The sequence below is a fragment of the Mesorhizobium sp. B2-5-13 genome (assembly GCF_006440535.1).
In the GTDB taxonomy this organism is placed as follows: domain Bacteria; phylum Pseudomonadota; class Alphaproteobacteria; order Rhizobiales; family Rhizobiaceae; genus Mesorhizobium; species Mesorhizobium salmacidum.
This window is the reverse complement of sequence record NZ_VFUI01000013.1, coordinates 32,203-51,969: the sequence shown is the minus strand read 5'-3', so window position 1 is coordinate 51,969 and position 19,767 is coordinate 32,203. Positions and strand designations below refer to the sequence as shown.

The window sequence follows — 19,767 nt, the reverse complement described above, 5'->3', positions numbered from 1 at the left end:
CCCGCTTCGGGGTAAGGCGTTTAGAACGAGATCGGGAAGATCCCGGCCCAGTGCGTCACCGGGCCGGGTTAGAGATCAGCGGTTAATTGGCCAAGCGCACGTTGTCGTAGGCCTCAGATGCCCACGCACCGTACTGTGCCCAGAACTCGGGATCGACCGCATATTGAACAGCAACATTATCCGGAGCTGAAGCCATGGTAGCGACCTTCTCGGGAGGATAACCGCCAAGTTCGTACGCCTTCATGTTCGCGGGTGCCGTCGGATAATAGTTCGGCAGATCCTTCTGGTATTCAGCCTTGGACATCTCGGTTAGAAAACGCATGGCCGCGTCACGATGTGGCGCGCCCTTGAGAACTGCGTAGCAGTCGGTTCCGAGCTGGCCGTCGTTGAAGGTCAGACCGAAGTTCGCGCCATCGGAAACCGCCCCGAGAACACGACCTCCCCAAGTGAGGATCAGGTCAACTTCGCCGTCCTTGATGAGCTGAGCTGCCTGCGCGCCGCTTTCCCACCACACAGACACGCTGGGCGCGAGCTCCGCGAGCTTAGCGACCGCCGCCTTCCGTCCCTCCTCGGTTGAGAGGAATTCGTAGACGGCATCGCGGGGGGTGCCCAAAGCGAGGGCAGCAGCTTCAAGCATCCCGCCGGGCTGGTTCCAGAGCGCGCGTTTGCCCGGGAACTTCTTGACGTCCCAGAAGTCGACCATCGACTTAGGACCGTTGTCGCCATAGGTCTTCTTGTTCCACGCGATCAACGTGGAATAGTTGCTGACCGCAACGCAATGGTCTGTGGAGGAGCCGGGCACGAAGTCCGCGCGGTTGTAGACGCCATCGTCGAGCTTCTCGAGAATGCCGGCCGCCCTCGCAAGAGGTTCCTCGGCGATCGAGATTTGGATGATGTCCCAGGTGACCGAGCCAGACTCGACCTGAGCGCGGGCCTCGGCCCAGCTCTGAGAAGTGTCCTGTGCATATGTAATTCCAAGCGCCTTAGCAGCGGGCGCCCAAAGCGCCTTGTCTTGGGCCTCCTGCCATTCCCCACCCGATGACACAATCACGACGTCCTGCGCATGAACGACTGAGATCGAGCTTATCGCCAAGGCGAACGCGGCTGCGACCGTTCTGAGGGTCTTTAGTGTCCTGTCTCTCATCTCATACTCCCTATTCTTCTGGCAAAATGGGGCTTGCCAATTGCCCTCTATCGGCCCGCCGTCGGGTCTTTCGGTGCCCGTAGTCATCGAAAGACACCGCCGGCGTCGATTTCAGTTTCATGTCCCGTGCTGAAGCGGCCTCATCCTGTGCGTCCCGCGCGAACGAAGTGGCGGCGCGATCGGTCGCGCGACTGCTGCTCGACAAGAGCGCGCGACTGACATGACAGCCCACGAGCCCGCCGGGCTATCAAAGTACCGGCCGTGTCTCATCACCGACGGTGGCAACTCAGGGACCACACCATCTCCTCTACTGCAGGCCCTCTAAAAGCCCGGCAACGTTCAATCCAATCGGTTGTATCTGACGTACAATCGATTGGATTGTCAATTGTATTCGTTTCGTGGTTTTGTAGTAGTTGGTGTCGGGCACACCCAGGAGCTGCAAATCCCGTTCTCAAACAGGCGCGCCGCCGAGGAGGCCAAAGAATGCCGCGACAGCTTCGGAGTCGCGCATCGGCTCGGTGGCCTCGGCCATGAGGCGCAGTGACAGCAGCATCAGGCCAATGCCGATGGCGATCTCGCTCGTTCCCCGACTGCGGCGGGAGCGGCCGGAGCCGATCGCTACGCCGATGAGGATCGCAACGGGTGCAAGCCAATGAATATCGGAGGACAGGATCTGCGTTACGAGCGCGGTGCCGACATTGGCGCCGAGCATTACCGCTTGGCCATCATTGGTGCGACGAGACCCCGAAGCGATCTGGGGCAAGCTGCTCGATGCCGGTATTTCCATGATTCAGACCGACTATCCGAACGAGCTGCGCAGCTTTCTCGATTGCCGAGGGCGACCTTGACCAATCCTTCCTCGCGAGTTGCGATCGCCGCGCTCCTCGAAGTGATCGCACACGAGGCGGGGGAAATAGCGCTGCGGTACTTCCAGGCCCGCGATTTCGGGATTGAGACCAAGGGTCATCGCGATCCGGTGACCGAGGCGGACAAAGCTGTCGAGCGGCATGTACACGACCGGCTGCACCAGGCCTTCCCCGATGACGGTATCGTCGGAGAGGAAGGGGCGAACTCCATCGGTACCTCGGGGCGTTACTGGGTAGTTGACCCGATCGACGGGACCATGAACTTCGTCCGCGGTATGGACCAATGGTCTATATCGATTGGATTATTTGAGCTGGGCGAAGCGCGCTTGGGCGTGGTCTTTCTGCCCGCTCAGGCCCGAATGCTCGTCGGAGGCAAGGGTGTGCCGCCGCGCATAAACGGCGCGCCCATTGCGCCGCTTCGGTCTTTTGACCCCGAGCTGCCGGTGGTCGCCCTGGGGTTTGGGCCGGCCTCGGAGCGATTGCGCAGTGCCGGTTTCCTTCAAAGCGTGCAGGATGCGGGCTTCGTTGCTCGGGTGTCGGGGTGTGGCTCGACGTCGCTTGTATCGGTCATGTTGGGCCATGTGGACGGATACATTAGTTTGGGCGAGTCTAGCTGGGACATGATGGGCGGCCTGGCGATCCTGTCGGCGTTGGGCGCGCGATCGACGTTCGCCTGGACTGGCGATGACTTGCGCAGCAAGCGGACATTCGCCTGTGGCTCTGAGCGATTCCTGGCCGCCGCGCACCCCATTCTTGTAGAGTTCGACTTTGTCAGGTGTTGAAAGCGATGACGAGGCGTGAATCGAAAAGCCGCGCCCAAGCGATTGTTGCCGCACGCTGGACAGCGACGATGCTCGTTGTTTGCGTCCACCAGCCATTCCCGGCGGCAACGATCATATCGGGGGCGTAAAGCGCCGACTGCAACACGGGCCAGACGAGCAGCTGCTCATAACATATCAACGTCGCGACCCGAGCCGCTCCAACCGCAACGACCGGGTTGGCGAAGAAGTCGGCCCGCGCACCCGCCGGCGCGCCGAGGAGACTGAGCCAAGGTTGCCACATCGAAATCGGAACTGGCATGCGCTCCCGATACCGGACGACGACACCCTGCCCGGTCAGTTCGAGCATGACGTTGTCGTATCCGGTTTGGTCAACCAACAAGGCGCCGGCATAGACAGTAACATCGAGATGCTGGAGCGCGCGGATCCATAGTCGCTCGGTGGTGGGGGTCCAGACACCCAAGGCGCTCTCCGGCAGCACGATGACGGACGCGCCGCCCGCCGCCTCTTCCCGGACGCGGGCGATCGTTTCGAGCTGCTGCTGATGGCTGGCATATTGACCATTGCTTCCGCCGAATTTCGTGTCGACGCCGATCCAGCCATGCGGCAAATTCGGATCGGTCCAGTTTGCAATGGACCAGATCCACAGACCTCCAAGTGTTAGGATTGCAATCGTGCGAAAGCTCGTCGTCATGACGAGAAGGCCGATCCCTGTTGCCACGAGGCCGACCCACTTCCAGCCAGGAAACAGAGTGCCCGCGGCCGTGATGGGATGCGCCCAGCCGACAATACCGATCGGCGGAACGCTGAGCAGCATGGTGACGATCGCATAACGGATTACGCGACCCTGGCCTGCCCTCTTGGTCCACAGCAGCGTGTGGGTCCCAACGAACAGAGTTGAGGCCGCGATCCAGAGCACGAAGCCGGCTTCGAATCCGGTGCCGTAGAAGTTGCTGACGCCCTGCGGCAGACCACGCGAGGCCGCAAGAAAGTACCCGGCGGCGACGAGCGCGGCACCCAGACGAGTCGGTGCCAATCCCCAGAACGCGGGCAACAGCATCGCTGCAGGCAGCAGCCGCGGCTCGCCGCTCCAGGCGATCAGTCCGATGGCTATTGCGGCTGCAACGAGCACCGCCGAGCGGACCAGGTCAGTGAGCGAAGACCAATAGCGGGCGAGCCAGACCAAGAACGCCGGCGGCCGGGATCGGCCCGAAATATCTCGAGTCATAGGAACCTGCGAATTCGGAAAAGAGGAAGAGTTGGCCAGGCGGGACGATGCCCCCTTCGGCAGGCGTCAGTGCCCTGCCTTGGCCATCGGTCGGGCGAAGGGAAGAATGAGGGAGGTGGACGCCGTCGACGGCAATGTCAGGGTCTATGACCACATGCTGTCCGGCGACGGCGACCACCGTCTTGATGAGCGGCGAGAACCATCCCGGGCAAAGGCCGTGGCGGAGATACCCGCGCTCGCGCGCCAGCTCGAACGTCGGGTCCGGCGGCGGACAGATGAAGATGCGATCGCCGACTGAAACGCCGCGGCCGAGCGGCTCGATGCGCCACAGGCCGAGCGGATAGCTTGGCGTCAAATTGATTCGCAAGCCGGCGAGGTGGCCGACACCGGCGAGCGCACAAAGCAGCACCAACGATGCGCTCATGACGAGGATCGAGCGGACGCGAGCCGTCATTTGAGGACCTGGCCCTGCCGCTGCGTCTGGCGCAGGGCCTCAGTCTCTTTGAGCGCCGTCACGGTGCGCTCATGGGCAGCGAGTTGCTGGGCGGTCCGCATGGCGGGCCAAGCCGATGCCAGCTTCTGCTGCTCGGCCGGAGCGAGACCGGCCGAGGCGGACTTGAATGCCGGGCCGCCGGTATCTCCCGCCCCATTGCCCAGCAGCGCCCGCTCTCCGAACCGCTGTCTGACGGCGCCGTTGAGGGCATCGATCTCCGCCTTGACCATCCGATCGGCAAGCGCGAAGCCAAGTGCCGCGGGCAGGTCGTTGCGGTCGATGGCGTCGCGCACCTTGGCCAGCATGGTCTCTGCCGCGGCAGAGAGCGCCGGGATGTCAATCGCGGCGCGCTGGCGCAGTCCGGTTTCCTCGGCGACGAGTCGTTTCATCGCCTGATTGCGCATCACGAAGTAGCGCTCAAAATCGCGACGCATCGCCGGCACATTGGTCTCGGCTATTCGACGATGATTCCTGTCGGCGGAGCTGGAAAGAATGCCAGAGCGGCCGCGCAGCGCGCCGTAAGTCGCCGGCGCCTGTTCAATCTGCATCAGACGATCGGATCGAGCGGCTGGGTCGGTGAAAGCTGCTTCAAGGCGCATGGCTCGGAACGCGGCCTCGGGCTCGGCATAGATGCGACGGATACGATCGGAGACCAGGTCCCATTGCTTGCTCAGTGCCTTGTCGGATTGCAGTTTGGCTTCGGCGGCATCGACGACCGTCAGTGCAAAGCTGGTGACGCCTTTGACCATGGGTTGGGCCTTTCGAGCTGATTGGCTGGGAGTAAAGACCGGGCGATCGAACAGGCCGAGCCGAGCGCCCATGGTCCTGAGTTTCGCTGCGAGTTCGACGAGGCGGGTCTTCTGCCCCAGCGTCCGGTCGAGCTGGTCGCGGACGAGGGTGCGGGCTAGGTGGACCAGGTGAAGCCCGCGGCTGTTGGCGAAGCTCAGCGCTTGGCGGTAGAAGCGCCCTCCGCTGTAGTCCAGCGTTGTCTCCTTCGCATCGCGCCGCGACAAGACCTTTGTTAGTCCACCAGCCATGGCGAAGGAGCGCTTGCCATAGTAGAGCGCTACGTCATGACGGTGCCGGGTCATGGCGACATAGGTCAGGTGCCGGTCGAGCGAGAGCGAGGCGAGCAGTTTGACGCGATCTACGGTGGCGCCCTGAGACTTATGGATGGTCGTCGCATAGCCATGATCGAGGTTGCGATAGCTGCGCTGCTCAATCTGGATGCGCCGTCGCGCGTCGCCCTGGCCGAGCTCGGCCACGATCCGCCCCGGCGCGGCTTCGACCACTTTGCCCAGCATGCCGTTCTTGACGCCGAGCGTGTTGTCGTTTTTGAGGAAGACGATCTGGTCGCCGGCAGCGAAATTGCGTGCGCCATCCTCGGTCCGGAAGGCATGGCCGGTCTCGACGACGCCACGCTTGACGAGAGCCTCGCGCGCCCGCTCGTTCAGATCGCGGACGTCGCGACGCAGATGCGCGAGGATCAGCGTCGACTTCTCCGGATCGTAGGAGCGGTCCCAATCTTCAATCAGGCTAGTGATGGCCTCGGCTTTCAGATTGGTGCCGATCACCCGACCCTGGCCGGCATAGGCTGAGATCGCCTGCTCGATCCGGCCGCGCGCCAGGTCGAGCGACGCCGCCCGCATCCAGGTTTCTTTCTGGCGATAGATCGTCTCGAGCTCGGCATAGCCGATACGCTCGACGATCGCGCGGAAGGCGGCGCCCGCTTCGATCGGCTGCAGCTGCTCGGGATCGCCGACCAGGACGAGCTTGGCGCCGGCCTTGGTGACCGCTTCTACGAAGCCCGCCATCTGCTTGGAGGCGACCATGCCGGCCTCATCGAGGACGAAGACCGTCTTGTCGTCGGGCAGGTCCTTGGCCTCCTTCCAGCGGAGCTCCCACGACGCCAGTGTGCGTGAGCGGATCCCGGCTTCCTTCTCCAAGCCCTCCGCCGCCTTGCCGGCAAGCGCGCCGCCGATCACCCGATAGCCCGCCGTTTCCCACGCCTCGCGAGCGGCCTTCATCATCGTGGTCTTGCCCGCCCCGGCGCGCCCCACCACCGCCGCGATCCGCGCGCCGCCTGCGACATGCTCGATCGCGGCCTGCTGCTCATCTGACAACCGGTCATGACGCGCAAACACCGCCACCAGCGCCTTCTCCCGAACGCCATGCGACGATGCCCGTGCGAGGTAGCGCGCGCGATTGACCGTCTCGGATTCGGTGCGCACCATCTCGCGCGTGGTGAGCTTTTGCGGCACCCGCGCGCCGGTCGAGATGTCCACACGTTCGACGTCGAGACGCAAGGTTTCGGGGCTGGAGAGAACACGCAGCAGCAACCGTTGGAACGCATCGACATCGTCGATGTACCGATGGATCACCTTGGCGACGTCGCGCGCGTCGAAAACGCTTTTCTCGTTCGTCACCATCTCAAGTACGAGCTCAGGACGCGCCTCGATGCGCCTGGCGTTGACCCCGCGCTTGGCCTCATGGAGTGCCAACCTTTCGAGATCGATGGCGCGACCGGCCTCTCCACCCTTGCGCTGCATGGCCTTGGTGGCGACGCCGATATGGCTCGTCGGCACGATATCGATGCCGCGCTCGGCATAGGAGCGGCCGTCGACGCGGATCTCGAGTCCAGCCAGCGCCAGGTGCTGGTTCTGCAGGTCGAGCCAGGTGGCGCGCTGTTGCAAAAACTCGGCCTTCTCGCCCGCCCATAGGCGATACTGGATCTTGCCGGCGGCGGTGCGGACGGGTTGCCCGTCCGTGCCGATGACCGCGACCTTCTTCGGGCCGAAACCACCTTCAGCCAGCGGGCGCAGGCTGGTCATCAGGTGGACATGCGGGTTGCCCGGTTCGTCGTGATAGACCCAGTCGGCGACCTGGCCCCGGGCCAGGACCTGCTCGAAGACGAACTGGCGCATGAGAGCGATGTTCTGCTCGCGGGCGAGTTCGACCGGCAGCGCGATGATGAATTCCTTGGCGAGTTGCGCATCCGCCCGCTTCTCGGCGGCTTCAATCCTGTTCCAGAAGGCTTCGACCGCGCCGGCAACCGAGCGTTCGGCGATGAGCGCCCTCGCCCACGCCGGCGCGTCGGGCGGCAACAGGAATTCCTCATGAGCGAGATTGCGCTTGTTCGAGTAATCGACCGTCCGGGCCTCGGCCTCGTGCTCCATCCGGGCGCAATGCCGATAGGCGGCCGAGAGCACGGCGCTGCGGCCACCGCTTCGTGAGATGAGCTGGGGTGTGAAGTGTGTGATGGCCAAGACGAGCAACGATCCCCTAGACGGCAACAGGTCGGCCGGAGGGATGACGCCAGCCTACCTGGGCCGGTCGCAGCACGTCGCGTCAGCGACGTATTACTGCGCCCTTGGACGCATTCCTTCGGAACGCTGGGATGATCCACCAAAGTGTCGGCTTCGCCGACACGTCGAAAGTGACGGGTCGCGCTGGCGCGCTTCCCGTTCGATGCTCGCATCGGAAAAGTCCGGATGACGAAAGGGAAGCAACCGGGATGAAGAAGCCATCGTCGAAGATCAGGGAAGAGATCGGGCGTCTGCAAGAGCAACTCAAACAGGCCGAGACCCGAGAGGCCGAACGCATCGGACGTCTGGCGCTGAGGGCCGGGCTCGGTGACATCGAGATCGACGACGGCGACCTGGTCGCGGCATTCGAGGAGGTTGTGGGGAAGTTTCGGAAGGGGAGCGGACGGCCCAGCCGTCAGACGGGTGGCACGGTCCCGGCTGGCGCGCCTCAGGGGTCGAGTGGCGAGGCTTGAGCGGATGCGACAGGCAAGCCAGACCGAAGCGCGCCGCAAGGACACGCGCGAGAAAATCCAGCTCGGCGGACTGATCGCCAAGGCCGGGCTGCGCTATGAGAAGCGTGCCCTTCTTTTGGGCCTTTTGATCGACGCCGCCGATCGCATCCGTGGCGACGACACCGAACGCGCCCGACTCCTGGCGCTCGGCGAGAAGGCGTTCATCGATGACGCCGATTAGGGTCATCATGCTGGTCGCGCCCTGCTTGTTGATGCTGGGAACACTGCTCGGTCTCAGCGGCATCGAGCAGTGGACCGCGTCCTTGGGCACCACACCGGATGCCCGCGTGATGCTCGGCCGGATCGGCATCGCCCTGCCCTACATCGTCGCAGCGGCGATCGGCATCATGTTCCTGTTCGGCGCACGGGGCGCCGTATCGATCCGGAGCATGGGAGCGGGCGTCCTGATAGGCACCGCCGCGGTGATGGTGACGGCTGTGCTGCGCGAGACGATGCGGCTCTCGAGCTTCGCCGACAGCGTGCCTGCGGGCGCCAGCATCATGAGCTACGTCGATCCTGCGACATCGATCGGCGCGACGCTCGCTACCGTGGCCGGCGTGTTCGCGCTGCGCGTGGCGATGCGCGGCGACGCCGCGTTCGCCTCTGCCGTGCCGCGCCGCATCCACGGCAAGCGCTCGATCCACGGCGATGCCGAATGGATGGCGATCAAGGATGCCAGACGCCTGTTCCCAGAAGCTGGTGGGATCGTCGTCGGCGAAGCCTACCGGGTCGACAAGGACACGGTGGCGGAGCGGAGCTTTCGCGCCGATGACCAGGAGACATGGGGCGTCGGCGGAAGATCGCCCTTGCTCTGCTTCGATGGCTCGTTCGGGTCGACGCACGGTCTCGTCTTCGCCGGTTCCGGCGGCTTCAAGACCACCTCGGTCACGATTCCAACCGCACTCAAATGGGGCGGCAGTCTCGTCGCGCTCGACCCGTCCAACGAGGTCGCGCCGATGGTCGTCGAGCATCGCCGCAAGGCTGGGCGCGACGTGTTCATCCTCGACCCGCGTGATCCGTCGACCGGGTTCAATGTGCTGGACTGGATCGGCCGCTTCGGCGGTACCAAGGAAGAAGATTTGGTCGCCGTTGCCAATTGGGTGGTGACCGACACCGGCCGGCAGGCCTCGATCCGCGATGACTTCTTCCGCGCGTCGGCCTTGCAGCTCATCACCGCGCTCATCGCCGATGTCTGCCTCTCCGGGCATACGAAAAAAGACGACCAGCATCTGCGGCAGATGCGAGCGAATCTTTCTGAGCCAGAGCCGAAGCTGCGCGAGCGGCTGCAGCTCATCTACGACAATTCAGGATCGGAGTTCGTCAAGGAAAACGTCGCCCCGTTCATCGCCATGACGCCCGAAACCTTCTCGGGCGTCTATGCCAATGCGGTCAAGGAAACCCATTGGCTGAGCTATCCGAACTATGCCGCCCTGGTATCGGGATCGAGCTTTGCGACTGACGCGATCACCAGCGGCAAGACCGACATCTTCGTCAATCTCGACCTCAAGACGCTGGAGGCCCATCCGGGCTTGGCACGCACTATCATTGGCGCGCTGCTCAACGCCATCTACAGCCGGGATGGGAAGGTGGAGAGCCGTACCTTGTTCCTCCTCGATGAGGTGGCGCGCCTCGGTTATCTGCGCATCCTCGAGACAGCGCGTGACGCGGGCCGAAAATACGGGATCAGCCTGATGCTACTGTTCCAGTCGATCGGGCAGATGCGCGAGGCGTATGGTGGGCGCGACGCGACCAGCAAATGGTTCGAGTCGGCGGCCTGGGTGTCGTTCGCTGCGATCAATGATCCCGACACGGCCGACTACATTTCGCGCCGCTGTGGCAACACCACTGTCGAAGTCGACCAACTCAGTCGGTCCTCGCAGATGTCGGGATCTTCGCGCACGCGGTCGAAACACCTGACAGCGCGGCCGCTCATCCTACCAGATGAAGTTCTACGGATGCGCGGCGACGAGCAGATCATTTTCACGGCCGGCAACGCCCCGCTGCGCTGCGGCCGGGCGGTTTGGTTCAGGCGCTCCGACATGAAGTCGGTTGTGAGCGAGAACCGCTTCCGCCGAGCGAGGTGAGTGCAGTCGGCATCGCCACGCATCGCTGTTATAACTACACGGCCTAATCAACAACAAGAAGGGTAAAGACGAATGACGACAACAATCGAAATTGCAGACAAGATCGCTGCGGAACAGAGCCTCACCAAAACGCAAGCCAAGGCGATCGTCGAGAGCGTGTTCAGTCAGATTTCGGAGGCCGCCCGTTCGGGTGCCGAGACCAGCATTCCGGGTTTCGGAAAATTCAAAGTGAAGGACACGCCGGCGCGCGAGGGTCGCAACCCGTCAACCGGCGCGACGATCAAGATCGCGGCCTCGAAGAAGCTGTCCTTCACGCCGGCGAAAGCCGTCAAGGACGCGCTCAACGGCTGACTGCCGTAGCCAATCCATCACGGGAATGAATCGATGCGCGGCCGGTGATTCAAACCAATCATTGGACGGGGGAGTCGGCTCGCGCGATTCTGCTCGCCATGATCGCGCAACCCTATCAGCTGTATGTCGAACGCCGAGACCCGCGCCGCAACATGGCGCGGTTCTATGCGCTGTCGATCGAGGAAACGTTGTTCGGCCAAGCGCGGCTCGTGCGACGCTGGGGACGCATCGGGACGACGGGCCGAACGGTGCAGCACTCGTTTGACAATGAGGGCGAAGCCGTCAGCCTCTTTCTCGACCTGCTGCGGGCTAAGCGGATGCGGGGCTATCAGCCGCGACGGATCCCCTTGACCGAGCCCATACCTCCGGGCGCCATGCCTCGATGAGGCCCTCGATCTCGGCGCGATACTCGTCGGGGTAGACGGCGTTCGACCTGTGCGCGATCCAGGCGAACACCTCGCCATGTCGGCGGCGATGGCGGCGTCCTGGGCGAAGAGGTCGGCAATGTCGAAGCCGCCGAGGCTTTCGGCATTCCACCAAGCGAGGATGAAGTTTGCGGCGCGGCGAGCCTGGCCGGTATCGCTCCTGGCAAGGTCGAGGAGGCGCTTGAAGGCGGCGCGTGTAGTGTCGTCCATTTGATTACTCTCCTCGGCAGGCCGGCTGCATATTGCACCAGCTTCAGGTGGCGGTCGATCCTTTGCGGCAAGACCGGCGATCGGCCGGGAGGGTGTCGATGGGCTCGCGACTTGGGGGCGCCACGACTCTGCAGCAGATCGTGCAATCTTGCCTCGGCGTCTCGGCGTTCGGCGGCGGTTAGGTGACTGTGCCGAAGTTCAGCACGCAGCTCTTCGAATTCCCACAGTGGTCATCGCGACCTCCTGCGTTTCGGTTGAAAGAGCGAGGCCCCGCTAGTGGGCGGGGCCTCGATGCGATCAGTCGCGGTTGCCGTTGGGGCGGGACCAGATAAGCTGCAGGCCGTCCTGCCCTTCGACCTCGACCAGGGTGGCGTAGATCGGGTTGGGGAAGCTCGGATCGTCCAACTTGACCGAGAGGTAGTCGCGCTCGCTGGACTGAGCCGTCTTCTGCCAGGCCGCCCCGAGCTCGACCGCGCCGGAGAAGATGCGGAACTGCGGGCCCTTGTCGGAGGGGTTCTCGACCCGCTCGATGCGAGCCTTGACGTTGAGGTTGAGGGTCTTGATCGTGCCGGTGAAGCCGTTGCCGTTGGAGGTGAAGGTGCCGATGGTAGCCATTTTGTCGTCTCCGTGAGTTTGTCGGGTCGCGCCCATCGCGACCTCGATGGCTGTCGACAGACCGGGGGCGATCGACCCGCACCTCGAAGAGGCCGAAACAACGTGGAGGGCGGCCAGAAGCGGCTTTCTTGTTTCGCGAGGAATGAGCGCGTAGCGCTCAGGGTAAGAAAGTTGCGGATGGCCGTTGCGGGGATAAGAGCGAGGCGACGCGCAGCGGCGTCGTCCTTCGGTCAGACATGCCAAATCGAGGACGTGATGAGCGTGATCTTGAAGACCCGTCCGGAGATGACACTGGCTGGTGTCGTTGTTTTGCACGTCACCCATGGCAATGACATTGGTCCGATCATTCGCTCCACGCTCGGCAGCGCCCATCGCGTGAGCCAGCACCCCGAAATGCCAGGCCAGTTGTCACGACCTCACTTCAACGGGGGCATCGTGCGAACAGGGACCTGTGCTGACGGCAATGGTCGCGGCCGGCCCACTCTCCTCAGGAACGCAGATCGTCGATTGCGTCCCTGCCCGTTGCGCCGTTCGCCATTGGCCGTGGACGGGCCGGGATGATCTTCGACCGCTGGTCTGGTCACCACTGCTTGCGCCGCTATTGAGACGACAGGAGTAGGCAGCTCGGACTTTGCCGCCGGAAGGTGCGGCCATGAGGGTCCATGAGATCCCCCTGATGAGGAGCATACAACACTACGCGGCCTCGCGCTCTTCGGACGCAGCGGAAGTGTCGGGCTGCAGGCCGTGCAGGAAGGCGACGGCGCGCTGCGCGTGGGCAGCGGCGGAGAAGATTGCCCGCTTGTCGTCGGCAAGCACCTTCAGCCAGCTATCGAGGTAGCTGGCATGATCGGCCCTGGGCTCGAGCTCCGGCACGATGCCGAGATCGGCGCAGAGGAAGCAGCTGCCGAGCTCGGCGATGAGCTCTTCGCGCGCGCGCTCTCTGCGGTCCTTGCCGTAGCGGCTAAGATCGCGGTTCACGCGATGCGGCGCCGACGTCCAATGCGTGGCCTCGTGGCTGAGCGTCGCCACATAGGCCGCGGCATCCCGGAAGGTCTGGAACGGCGGCATCTGGATGTGGTCGGTGATTGGCGCAAAGTAGGCGCGATCGCCGCCATGCCGGATGGCCGCGCCGGTATTTGCAAAGAAGCGGTCGGCATGTTCGATGCGCGCGATCGGGTCCCGCACCGGTTCTGCCGGCTTTCCGTAGAAGTGCTCCGGCAGGCCGTCGACCTGCGCGACGTTGAAGACGGAGTAGGCCTTGAGGAACGGAATCTCGCGATCGACTTCCTCGCCGGCAGCGTCCATCTCCGTTCTGGTGAAGCGGCTGGCGAAGACGACCATGGAGCCGGTTTCGCCCTTGCGGACCGCGCCGCCGAGCTCGAGGGCCTGCTTGAACGTCATCCATATCGGCGATGCGTAGCCGCGGGCGATCGCCTCCGACCACAGCAGCAGCACGTTCATGCCGCTGTAGGGCAGACCGTTGTGGCGCAACGGCCGCGTCACGCGGCCGAGGGCATTGCTCGAATGCCAGGGCTGCATCCAGGGTCGGACGCCCTTCTCCAGCTCGCCGACGATCCGCTCGGTGATGCGCGCATAGATGTCGACGCGCGTTTCGCTCTTTTCTTTCCTGCTCATTTTCATGAACCTCCATTCTGGAGGCCGCGCCGATCGCGGCCCCGTCACGAGGTCCCCTTCAGGCGGAGCAGGAGGGCGGGCTGCGCACCCAAAGGGCCGCAGCAGGGCGAAGGACGGCGAAGCCGTTGCGCTGACCGCCTCGCTCCGCCAGGACCGCGGTGCAGGACGGGGCCACGATCGGTCGCCAGAAGGAGAAAGGCGGCGCCAGGCGCCGCCTTGGTGCGGTTGGAAGAAGGTCGGTTCAATGAAGCGACCGCCCGCCGCTATAGGGATCGTACTCGAAGAGGATTTCGACATCGGCGTCGTCGAGCTCGTCGGCGGGCAGGACGCCGAATTCGTCGTCAACCTGGAAGAGGATGACCGGGGCCATGAGGGTACGTGCGAGGTGCCAGGCGGCCTTCTGGGCGAGAGTGAGATCATGGGACATCTGAGGGCTCCATCTTGGAGCGGGCCAATTCCCGCTCGATGGCTCCGTCAGTGGGCGGCGGCGGTCGCGGTCACCGCGCAGGCTTCAGCCAAGCGGCCGCAGCTTGCTAGCGGACCCCTTGTGGTTGATCGTGGAAGATCCGCCGCCGCACCAGGAAAGCCATCACGAGAGAGCGGAATTGGACTGGCAAGTGTGCCTCGGCTGCCGCCCCGTCGCCTCGCGAGCTGAAAAGACGGCGATAAGCGGCGCATGGTGAGGTACCGTTTCGCGCCAGAAAAGGAATTCTGCCCTCAGCGCGGTCGGGCGATGGGATGAGAGCGGGTGTCCATGATATACCGATGATGGCTTAGCCGCCTGGGGGCGCCAGTTCCCGCGCGAGGAAAGCGCACGCATGTCGAGGTGAAATGGGTATGGCCACCGAAGACGGCTCCAACGGATACGAGGCCATCGCGGACATCTACATTGCGGGACGGGGGACTCGTTCACGCGTTGGCGACTCGGTCGGTGCTGCGGTCGTCAAGTCCTGGGCTAACGCGTTTCCACCCGGCGCGACGGTGCTCGACCTCGGCTCGGGCCCTGGGGAACCGAGCACGCGAATCCTTCAGGAGGCGGGTCTCACGACGTATGCCGTCGACGCGTCACCGACGATGGTCGCAGCGTTCCGCGAGCGTTTTCCGGGTGTGCCGATCGAGCAAAATGCCGTCGAGGTTTCGGAGTTCTTCAGCCGGACCTTTGATGGCGTGCTTGCCTGGGGTCTGTTGTTCTTGCTCGACCCGGCAACGCAAGCGCTCGTTATCGAAAAGGTGGCGCGTACCCTCGAGCCACGCGGGCGCTTTCTCTTTACCGCTCCCCGGGAGCCCCTTGAATGGTTGGACGGCATGACGGGGTGTCCGTCGCAATCTCTCGGCGGGCAGACATATGAGCGACTGCTCCGCGAAGCTGGACTCACGCGGGTCGCCGAAACCGAAGACGAGGGCGGCAACCACTATTACTTTGCCGAGAAGCCGTAGGTCGAATTCTGCTGGAACGGCAGACAAGACCACAACGGACAGGGCGGAGCCGAGGCTCCGCCCTGATGGTCGCTCAGCCGAGTGCCGCCATTTGCAGTTCGGCCGCTTTGCGGTCGACGGAGTGGCCGGGGTTCTCGACGGCCCGTTCGAAAGGCTTCCAGGGCTCACCGATGACGTGTTCGTAGGCGGTGACGGCGCCCTCGGCGGCCATGCGCAGTGCATGCGCCTGGAGTGCCATGTCAGCGGCGAACTCGCGCTTGCGTTGGGCGGCGCTGTCGAAGCCGACGGGTCCGCCGACGTCCTCGTCCCGGTCGTCGCAGGCCGACTTGGCCGTCGCGTCGCGGGCTTCCGAGACCGCCCGGCTGTAGAACTGACCGGCGCCGTAAGCGGAAGCGACGAATGCCCCGACGATCCGCTGCATGTGGATCTGCATGGCCCGTTCGCCCAGTCCTTCGTCGAGAGCCGCGGCGGTATCGACGATGAGCTTTTCGTGCAGTTCGCGGATGCCATCGCTGTCGAGGACCGGCAGGCCGAAGCTCTCAGAGATGAGGGAGCACTGTCCGGAGTCGGGGCAGGCGAGCCGAACCATTTGCAGCGTAGTGCCCTTGCGGAGCGGGACGACCCTGGCACCGGAGCGGGAGTTGGCAGCTTTCTTGGTCATGGCATGTCCTTTCTTGGTTCCCGAACTTGGGACCGGCCCCGTGCCGGCCCTTCCTCGGGCGCGGCCCGGAGGAACCGGCGGAATGACGGGCGCTTCAGGGTCCGGGCGGACCGAGGCAAGCAGGGCTGGTTTGCGGACAAGCAGGGCGCCCTTCAGCCCTCGCGCGGGCCGCGGGCCTGCCGTGTCGAGACCGGTTCGCTCCGGCCGCTCCGCGGCGCGGAACGCGACCTTGAAATGAACGGCCGCCGGTTCAGGACCGCCTGAAGCCCGAGGGAGGACCGGCACGGCCTCGATCTCGACATGGGAACGGAACGACAGGTGATGATGACCATCTTCCAACTCATCGCTCGGACATCGTGGCCCGCTTCCAGTGCCGTGATCACCCGAGGGTCGCTCTGTCCCCTACGCGGCGAATGATATCATCAGGATTGCCTAGGCCACGGCCGACGGCGGCATCGCTGGACCTGCCTGTGCTATCGGCGGCTTCGCCGTGGCAGTCGAGGAATCGGGCTATCGCCTGCTCCTGCCGCGCCAGCGTACGCGACAGGGCGTCGATCTCAGGCTGCCGCTCGGCGGTCAGGGCGGCAAGTTGGGCGCGATAGCTCGCGAGGAACGCGCCGGGATCGGGCGCCTTGCCGCGACGATAGTGGCTCCGTCTGGGGAGCAGGCCAGGGATCAGCGCGGTCATGCGGCGCGTGATCTGCCGGTCGACGAGATCCAGTTGCCGCTGTGTTTGCCGGCGCGCGTCTTCCAGGCGGGAAAGGTCTCGGCTGAGCTCGGGCGCGAGGGTCATGGCGAGCCCCTGCCCCGCCAGCCGACGAAACTGGAGGGTCCAGCGTAGACCATGTGACGGTCGGGATCGATGCCGAAGCCGAACCTGCCGATGTCGTACTCGGCGGCAGGAACGAGGAAGCGACGCTCTTCTGTGCCCAGACCACGCTTGCCACCGGGCGTCGCGATGCACTCGACGAAGCCGTGTTGCTGCTCTGAGGTGATCGCTGAAACGACGATCCAGTCGTTGGCGTGCGCCGTCTCGAAGGCCCGCTGGTCTTTCCTGCGGGATTCGCCAGGGGCAAGTATCGAGCCGGAAATCGACTCCCACGCATCCGGCCAGGAGTCCTTGATGGTCTGCTCGGCATAGCGACGCTCGAGCGCGGTGAAGAGATGGGGGAAGGTGAAGGCGACGATGGCCCAGCATTCGTCCTCTTCGTACCATCCGCCGGCCGCGCGCAGCATCGGGTGGACCTTACGGTTCCGGTCGGCCGACAGTTTGAAGCCGCCGTGACCGGCGGTCGAATGCGAAGTGACGCCCTCGGCATAGAGCGCGCCGCCCTGTGAGGGTCCCCAAGGCGTGTGTGCACCACCGGCAAGGGCGCGGCGGCCGAGCCGACGGCTCTCCTCAACGTGCTGGGCGTGCTCCAGTACTTTGGACCGAAAGGCGCTCTCGTCGGCGAGGTCACCGCCATGGCCGTAGAAGTCGGACCGGGTCCATTCCGCCATCGGCCGGGCAATGCGCCAGCCGCTTGCGAAATAGTGCTTGCCGTTGCGGCCCGGCATCATGGCGTAGGCATTGTCGTCGACAAGCGCGACCAGAATCACGTCGCCGCTGAGGCCGAACAAAGCCCGGGGCACGTCCGAGACTGCCGATGGAGCGGGAATCTGACGCGGGCTCATGCGGCGACCCTCCCCTCGACGGCAGCGGCAGCGGCCTCATCGGGCGAAACCTCCTCGAGCACGGCGTTGGGATAGCCGTGCTCCGACAGCCAGTGCTCCGCCGCAGCGCGGTGTTGTGCGAGATGAACAAGTTCCGCATGGTCGCCGGTGCGGTCGAATACGCGCACCGATCCCACAGCCGGGCGCTCGACGATCGTGAAGCGCAGACTGGATGTGAGCGAGAAGGTCCGATGCACGCGGATGGCGATGACACCGCCGGCGCCATAGTCGGCCTCGTGCAACGTGAAGCTCGCATGCGGGTCCGAGAGGCCGTCGCCAAGCGCGCCCTGCTTGCGGACCAGCCGCCCCTGGCTGTTGTTGGTCTTCCAGGCGTCGAACTTTCGGCGGTGCCGCTCCGGCGGCCGCGGGGTGGCGTCGGACCAGGCGACGATGGCACCAAGCGGCGCGTGCTCGAAGATCGTATGTGCGGACATGCTTGTCCTCCACTCTTGATGAGGCGGAAAACGAAACCGCCGCCGGGCGAACCCGGCGGCAGCAGAGCGATCGAAACGGTGACGCGGCCTATTCGGCGGCGTCGCGGAAACCTTCCTCGAACTCGTCGGCGGGGTCGCCGTCGATCACCTGGCCCTCGCCATCGAGGTCCTCGCCCTCAGGCGACTCGTCTTCGTCGGCTTCGGTGACGGCGCTCTTCGCCAGCCATTCGGTCAGGCTGGTCGCATCGGGAGCGAACAGCGCGGCCGGGTGGACGAAGTGGCCCTCCTTGAAGTGCTCGACGAGCGCGGCACGCGTGTCCTTCACCCGCGCCCGCGGCAGCACCGGGGTGTCGGCGCAGGAGCCTTCGAGTGCCGGACGCGACAGGCAGGAGAGGAAGTCCTCGGTGCCCATATTGGTGAGGAAGCCGTCCGCGCCGATCGCGGAGCCGGCGACGAGAGCCACCACGCCCGACTTGCTCATGCCTTCGCGGCACGAGAGCGCATCGATCAGCACGCTCCGGGCGGCAATGCGCAGGGTGTCGGCGTCGAAGGCGAACTTGCCCTCGGCATCGAAGAGGGTCGCGGCGTGCCGCGGCATGCGGCGGCCGAACCCATGATCGCCACCGGCGCCGGAATCCACCCGCACGTTCTGGCCGGCGAAGGCCAGAACCAGCAATGCGAGCAGCGTGTCGTCCTCGATGGGCGCTTGGCCCAGCGCCTCATGGAGAGCATCGGTGCGGATGTCGCCGATCATCTCGATGCCCTTGCGGGTCACATCGGGACGCGACTTCGGCATGATGATCGCCTCCTCGGCGGCGGTGTCCGCCGCCTTGCCCTTCTTCTTGACCTCGGGCATCCGGAAGTGGACCGTCTTCACCTTGCCCTCGCGATCGAGATACATCGCGGTGTGGTCCGACTTCTTGGGGGTGCCATAGACGCGCTCGGCCTTGGGCGGCAGCTTCACCTCGCCGTAGGCGGTCGACTCGGTGATGACGCCCTTCTTGGGCAGGTTCTGCGTCATCCACTCCTGCTGCGCGCCGAGGAACGCCTCGACATCGGTGGTGTACCGGCTGTCCTGGTCGGCTGGTGCGAACAGATCCTCGACCCAGGCGATGCCGTAGGCCCGAGCCAGCTCGTCGCCGAAGCTGGCGTCGCGCGCATACATACGCCGCTTGGTCAGGCCGTTGGCGACGGTCCACCACGACACCTGCGGATCGCCCTTGCTGGGCTTGTTGGCCTTCCAGACTTCCTTCTGCTCGTCGAGCGAGGCGGCCGCGATGGTGCGGAGCTGCTGCTCGTTCGGCATATCGCCCTTGGCCATGGCGTCGAGCATGGCCGGCAGCACATTGGCGAGGAGGCGCAGCTTCTTGATCTGGCGCACCGACTGCGCGAGGGCGATGGCAATGGACTCTTCGGTCCAGTTCAGTGCGACGAGACGCTCGATGGCCCGCCACAGATCGACCGGGTTGAGCTGCTCGTGCGTGATCGAGGTCGCCAGCGAGCGCATGGCGCCGCCATCCTCGGCGCGAGGTACGACAAGAACGGCGATCTCTTCGAGGCCGGCGATGATCGCCTGCTTGGCGCGGCGATGACCCTGATCGATGACGAAACCGTTGCCGCCATCGGCCTCGGCGAAGACGATCAGCGGTTCGACAACGCCGATGGCCTTGATCGTCGCCAGCAGCAGCGCGTCGGCCTGCGGACTGGACTTCGAGCGGCGCGCCTTGTCGGGATTGTCCTTGAGCGAGCGCGGATCGACAAACTTCAGTTCCATGGGAATGCTCCTTGGAGGGGTTGCGGACGCGGCCCATCGCCGGTCCTTTCCGTCTTCTTTCCGAAGACCCCCTCCGGCCCGCGGAGCGGGCGGGCCGGTGC

20 protein-coding genes are annotated in these 19,767 nt (G+C 64.6%); 7 read left to right on the top strand and 13 right to left on the bottom strand.

Features of this window, described 5'->3' with window-relative positions:
- Positions 1 to 82: 82 nt before the first annotated feature.
- Both FJ434_RS20680 and FJ434_RS20675 read right to left on the bottom strand, forming a co-directional pair.
- Positions 83 to 1,144 carry an ABC transporter substrate-binding protein gene (locus FJ434_RS20680; RefSeq protein ID WP_181166035.1) on the bottom strand — a complete coding sequence of 354 codons (1,062 nt, stop codon included), beginning with the start codon at positions 1,142 to 1,144 and terminating at the stop codon, positions 83 to 85.
- Between the two features lie 451 nt (positions 1,145 to 1,595).
- On the bottom strand, positions 1,596 to 1,931 hold the full coding sequence (locus tag FJ434_RS20675) for a Na/Pi cotransporter family protein (protein ID WP_140750842.1): 336 nt from the start codon (positions 1,929 to 1,931) through the stop codon (positions 1,596 to 1,598).
- A 57-nt stretch (positions 1,932 to 1,988) separates the two neighbouring features.
- Between FJ434_RS20675 and FJ434_RS20665 the strand changes: the two genes are divergently transcribed.
- The gene (locus tag FJ434_RS20665) at positions 1,989 to 2,792 is read left to right on the top strand and encodes an inositol monophosphatase family protein (RefSeq protein WP_246678341.1); all 804 of its coding nucleotides are present in this window, start codon (positions 1,989 to 1,991) and stop codon (positions 2,790 to 2,792) included.
- Here the strand turns inward: FJ434_RS20665 and FJ434_RS20660 are convergent.
- The 3 genes from FJ434_RS20660 to traA are packed head-to-tail and all read right to left on the bottom strand — an operon-like array spanning position 2,782 to position 7,776.
- Positions 2,782 to 3,975, bottom strand: coding sequence for a conjugal transfer protein TraB (locus FJ434_RS20660; protein ID WP_246678340.1), 1,194 nt, complete (start codon positions 3,973 to 3,975; stop codon positions 2,782 to 2,784). The genes FJ434_RS20665 and FJ434_RS20660 overlap by 11 nt on opposite strands.
- The gene (gene traF, locus FJ434_RS20655; protein WP_140750837.1) at positions 3,938 to 4,471 is read right to left on the bottom strand and encodes a conjugative transfer signal peptidase TraF; all 534 of its coding nucleotides are present in this window, start codon (positions 4,469 to 4,471) and stop codon (positions 3,938 to 3,940) included. Before traF ends, FJ434_RS20660 begins: the two co-directional genes overlap by 38 nt.
- A complete protein-coding gene (gene traA, locus FJ434_RS20650) occupies positions 4,468 to 7,776 on the bottom strand; it encodes a Ti-type conjugative transfer relaxase TraA (protein WP_140750835.1) in 3,309 nt (1,102 codons plus the stop codon). The genes traF and traA overlap by 4 nt, the downstream gene beginning before the upstream one ends.
- 248 nt (positions 7,777 to 8,024) lie before the next feature.
- Here traA and traC point away from each other — a divergent pair, with 248 nt between their 5' ends.
- The 5 genes from traC to FJ434_RS20625 all read left to right on the top strand — a co-directional run bounded on the left by traC (position 8,025) and on the right by FJ434_RS20625 (position 11,148).
- A complete protein-coding gene (gene traC / locus FJ434_RS20645; RefSeq protein ID WP_140750833.1) occupies positions 8,025 to 8,288 on the top strand; it encodes a conjugal transfer protein TraC in 264 nt (87 codons plus the stop codon).
- A 4-nt stretch (positions 8,289 to 8,292) separates the two neighbouring features.
- On the top strand, positions 8,293 to 8,508 hold the full coding sequence (gene traD, locus FJ434_RS20640; protein WP_140750831.1) for a conjugal transfer protein TraD: 216 nt from the start codon (positions 8,293 to 8,295) through the stop codon (positions 8,506 to 8,508).
- Complete coding sequence (gene traG / locus FJ434_RS20635) at positions 8,495 to 10,411, top strand: Ti-type conjugative transfer system protein TraG (protein WP_140750829.1); 1,917 nt, start codon at positions 8,495 to 8,497, stop codon at positions 10,409 to 10,411. Before traD ends, traG begins: the two co-directional genes overlap by 14 nt.
- 72 nt (positions 10,412 to 10,483) lie before the next feature.
- Entirely contained in the window at positions 10,484 to 10,762 is a 279-nt protein-coding gene (locus FJ434_RS20630) for an HU family DNA-binding protein (protein ID WP_140750826.1), read from the top strand.
- Between the two features lie 98 nt (positions 10,763 to 10,860).
- Positions 10,861 to 11,148, top strand: coding sequence for a WGR domain-containing protein (locus FJ434_RS20625; protein ID WP_140751010.1), 288 nt, complete (start codon positions 10,861 to 10,863; stop codon positions 11,146 to 11,148).
- Between the two features lie 546 nt (positions 11,149 to 11,694).
- Here FJ434_RS20625 and FJ434_RS20615 read toward each other — a convergent pair.
- The 3 genes from FJ434_RS20615 to FJ434_RS20605 form a co-directional block, all read right to left on the bottom strand.
- The gene (locus FJ434_RS20615; RefSeq protein ID WP_140750824.1) at positions 11,695 to 12,012 is read right to left on the bottom strand and encodes a DUF736 domain-containing protein; all 318 of its coding nucleotides are present in this window, start codon (positions 12,010 to 12,012) and stop codon (positions 11,695 to 11,697) included.
- A gap of 693 nt (positions 12,013 to 12,705) precedes the next feature.
- Entirely contained in the window at positions 12,706 to 13,647 is a 942-nt protein-coding gene (locus FJ434_RS20610) for a zincin-like metallopeptidase domain-containing protein (protein WP_140750822.1), read from the bottom strand.
- Between the two features lie 241 nt (positions 13,648 to 13,888).
- The gene (locus FJ434_RS20605) at positions 13,889 to 14,074 is read right to left on the bottom strand and encodes a hypothetical protein (RefSeq protein ID WP_140751008.1); all 186 of its coding nucleotides are present in this window, start codon (positions 14,072 to 14,074) and stop codon (positions 13,889 to 13,891) included.
- A gap of 410 nt (positions 14,075 to 14,484) precedes the next feature.
- On the opposite strand from FJ434_RS20605, the gene FJ434_RS20600 reads away from it, so the two are divergent.
- Positions 14,485 to 15,084, top strand: a complete 600-nt coding sequence (locus tag FJ434_RS20600; protein WP_140751006.1) for a class I SAM-dependent methyltransferase — start codon at positions 14,485 to 14,487, stop codon at positions 15,082 to 15,084.
- A 73-nt stretch (positions 15,085 to 15,157) separates the two neighbouring features.
- On the opposite strand, the gene FJ434_RS20595 is transcribed toward FJ434_RS20600, so the two are convergent.
- The 5 genes from FJ434_RS20595 to FJ434_RS20575 all read right to left on the bottom strand — a co-directional run bounded on the left by FJ434_RS20595 (position 15,158) and on the right by FJ434_RS20575 (position 19,666).
- Positions 15,158 to 15,745: a hypothetical protein gene (locus tag FJ434_RS20595; protein WP_140751004.1), complete on the bottom strand. Its 588-nt coding sequence runs from the start codon at positions 15,743 to 15,745 to the stop codon at positions 15,158 to 15,160.
- A 379-nt stretch (positions 15,746 to 16,124) separates the two neighbouring features.
- Positions 16,125 to 16,538: a hypothetical protein gene (locus FJ434_RS20590; protein WP_246678352.1), complete on the bottom strand. Its 414-nt coding sequence runs from the start codon at positions 16,536 to 16,538 to the stop codon at positions 16,125 to 16,127.
- On the bottom strand, positions 16,535 to 17,419 hold the full coding sequence (locus FJ434_RS20585) for a hypothetical protein (RefSeq protein WP_140751003.1): 885 nt from the start codon (positions 17,417 to 17,419) through the stop codon (positions 16,535 to 16,537). Before FJ434_RS20585 ends, FJ434_RS20590 begins: the two co-directional genes overlap by 4 nt.
- Positions 17,416 to 17,892, bottom strand: coding sequence for a hypothetical protein (locus tag FJ434_RS20580; RefSeq protein WP_140751001.1), 477 nt, complete (start codon positions 17,890 to 17,892; stop codon positions 17,416 to 17,418). The genes FJ434_RS20585 and FJ434_RS20580 overlap by 4 nt, the downstream gene beginning before the upstream one ends.
- A gap of 88 nt (positions 17,893 to 17,980) precedes the next feature.
- A complete protein-coding gene (locus tag FJ434_RS20575; RefSeq protein ID WP_140750999.1) occupies positions 17,981 to 19,666 on the bottom strand; it encodes a ParB N-terminal domain-containing protein in 1,686 nt (561 codons plus the stop codon).
- Between the last annotated feature and the right edge of the window lie 101 nt (positions 19,667 to 19,767).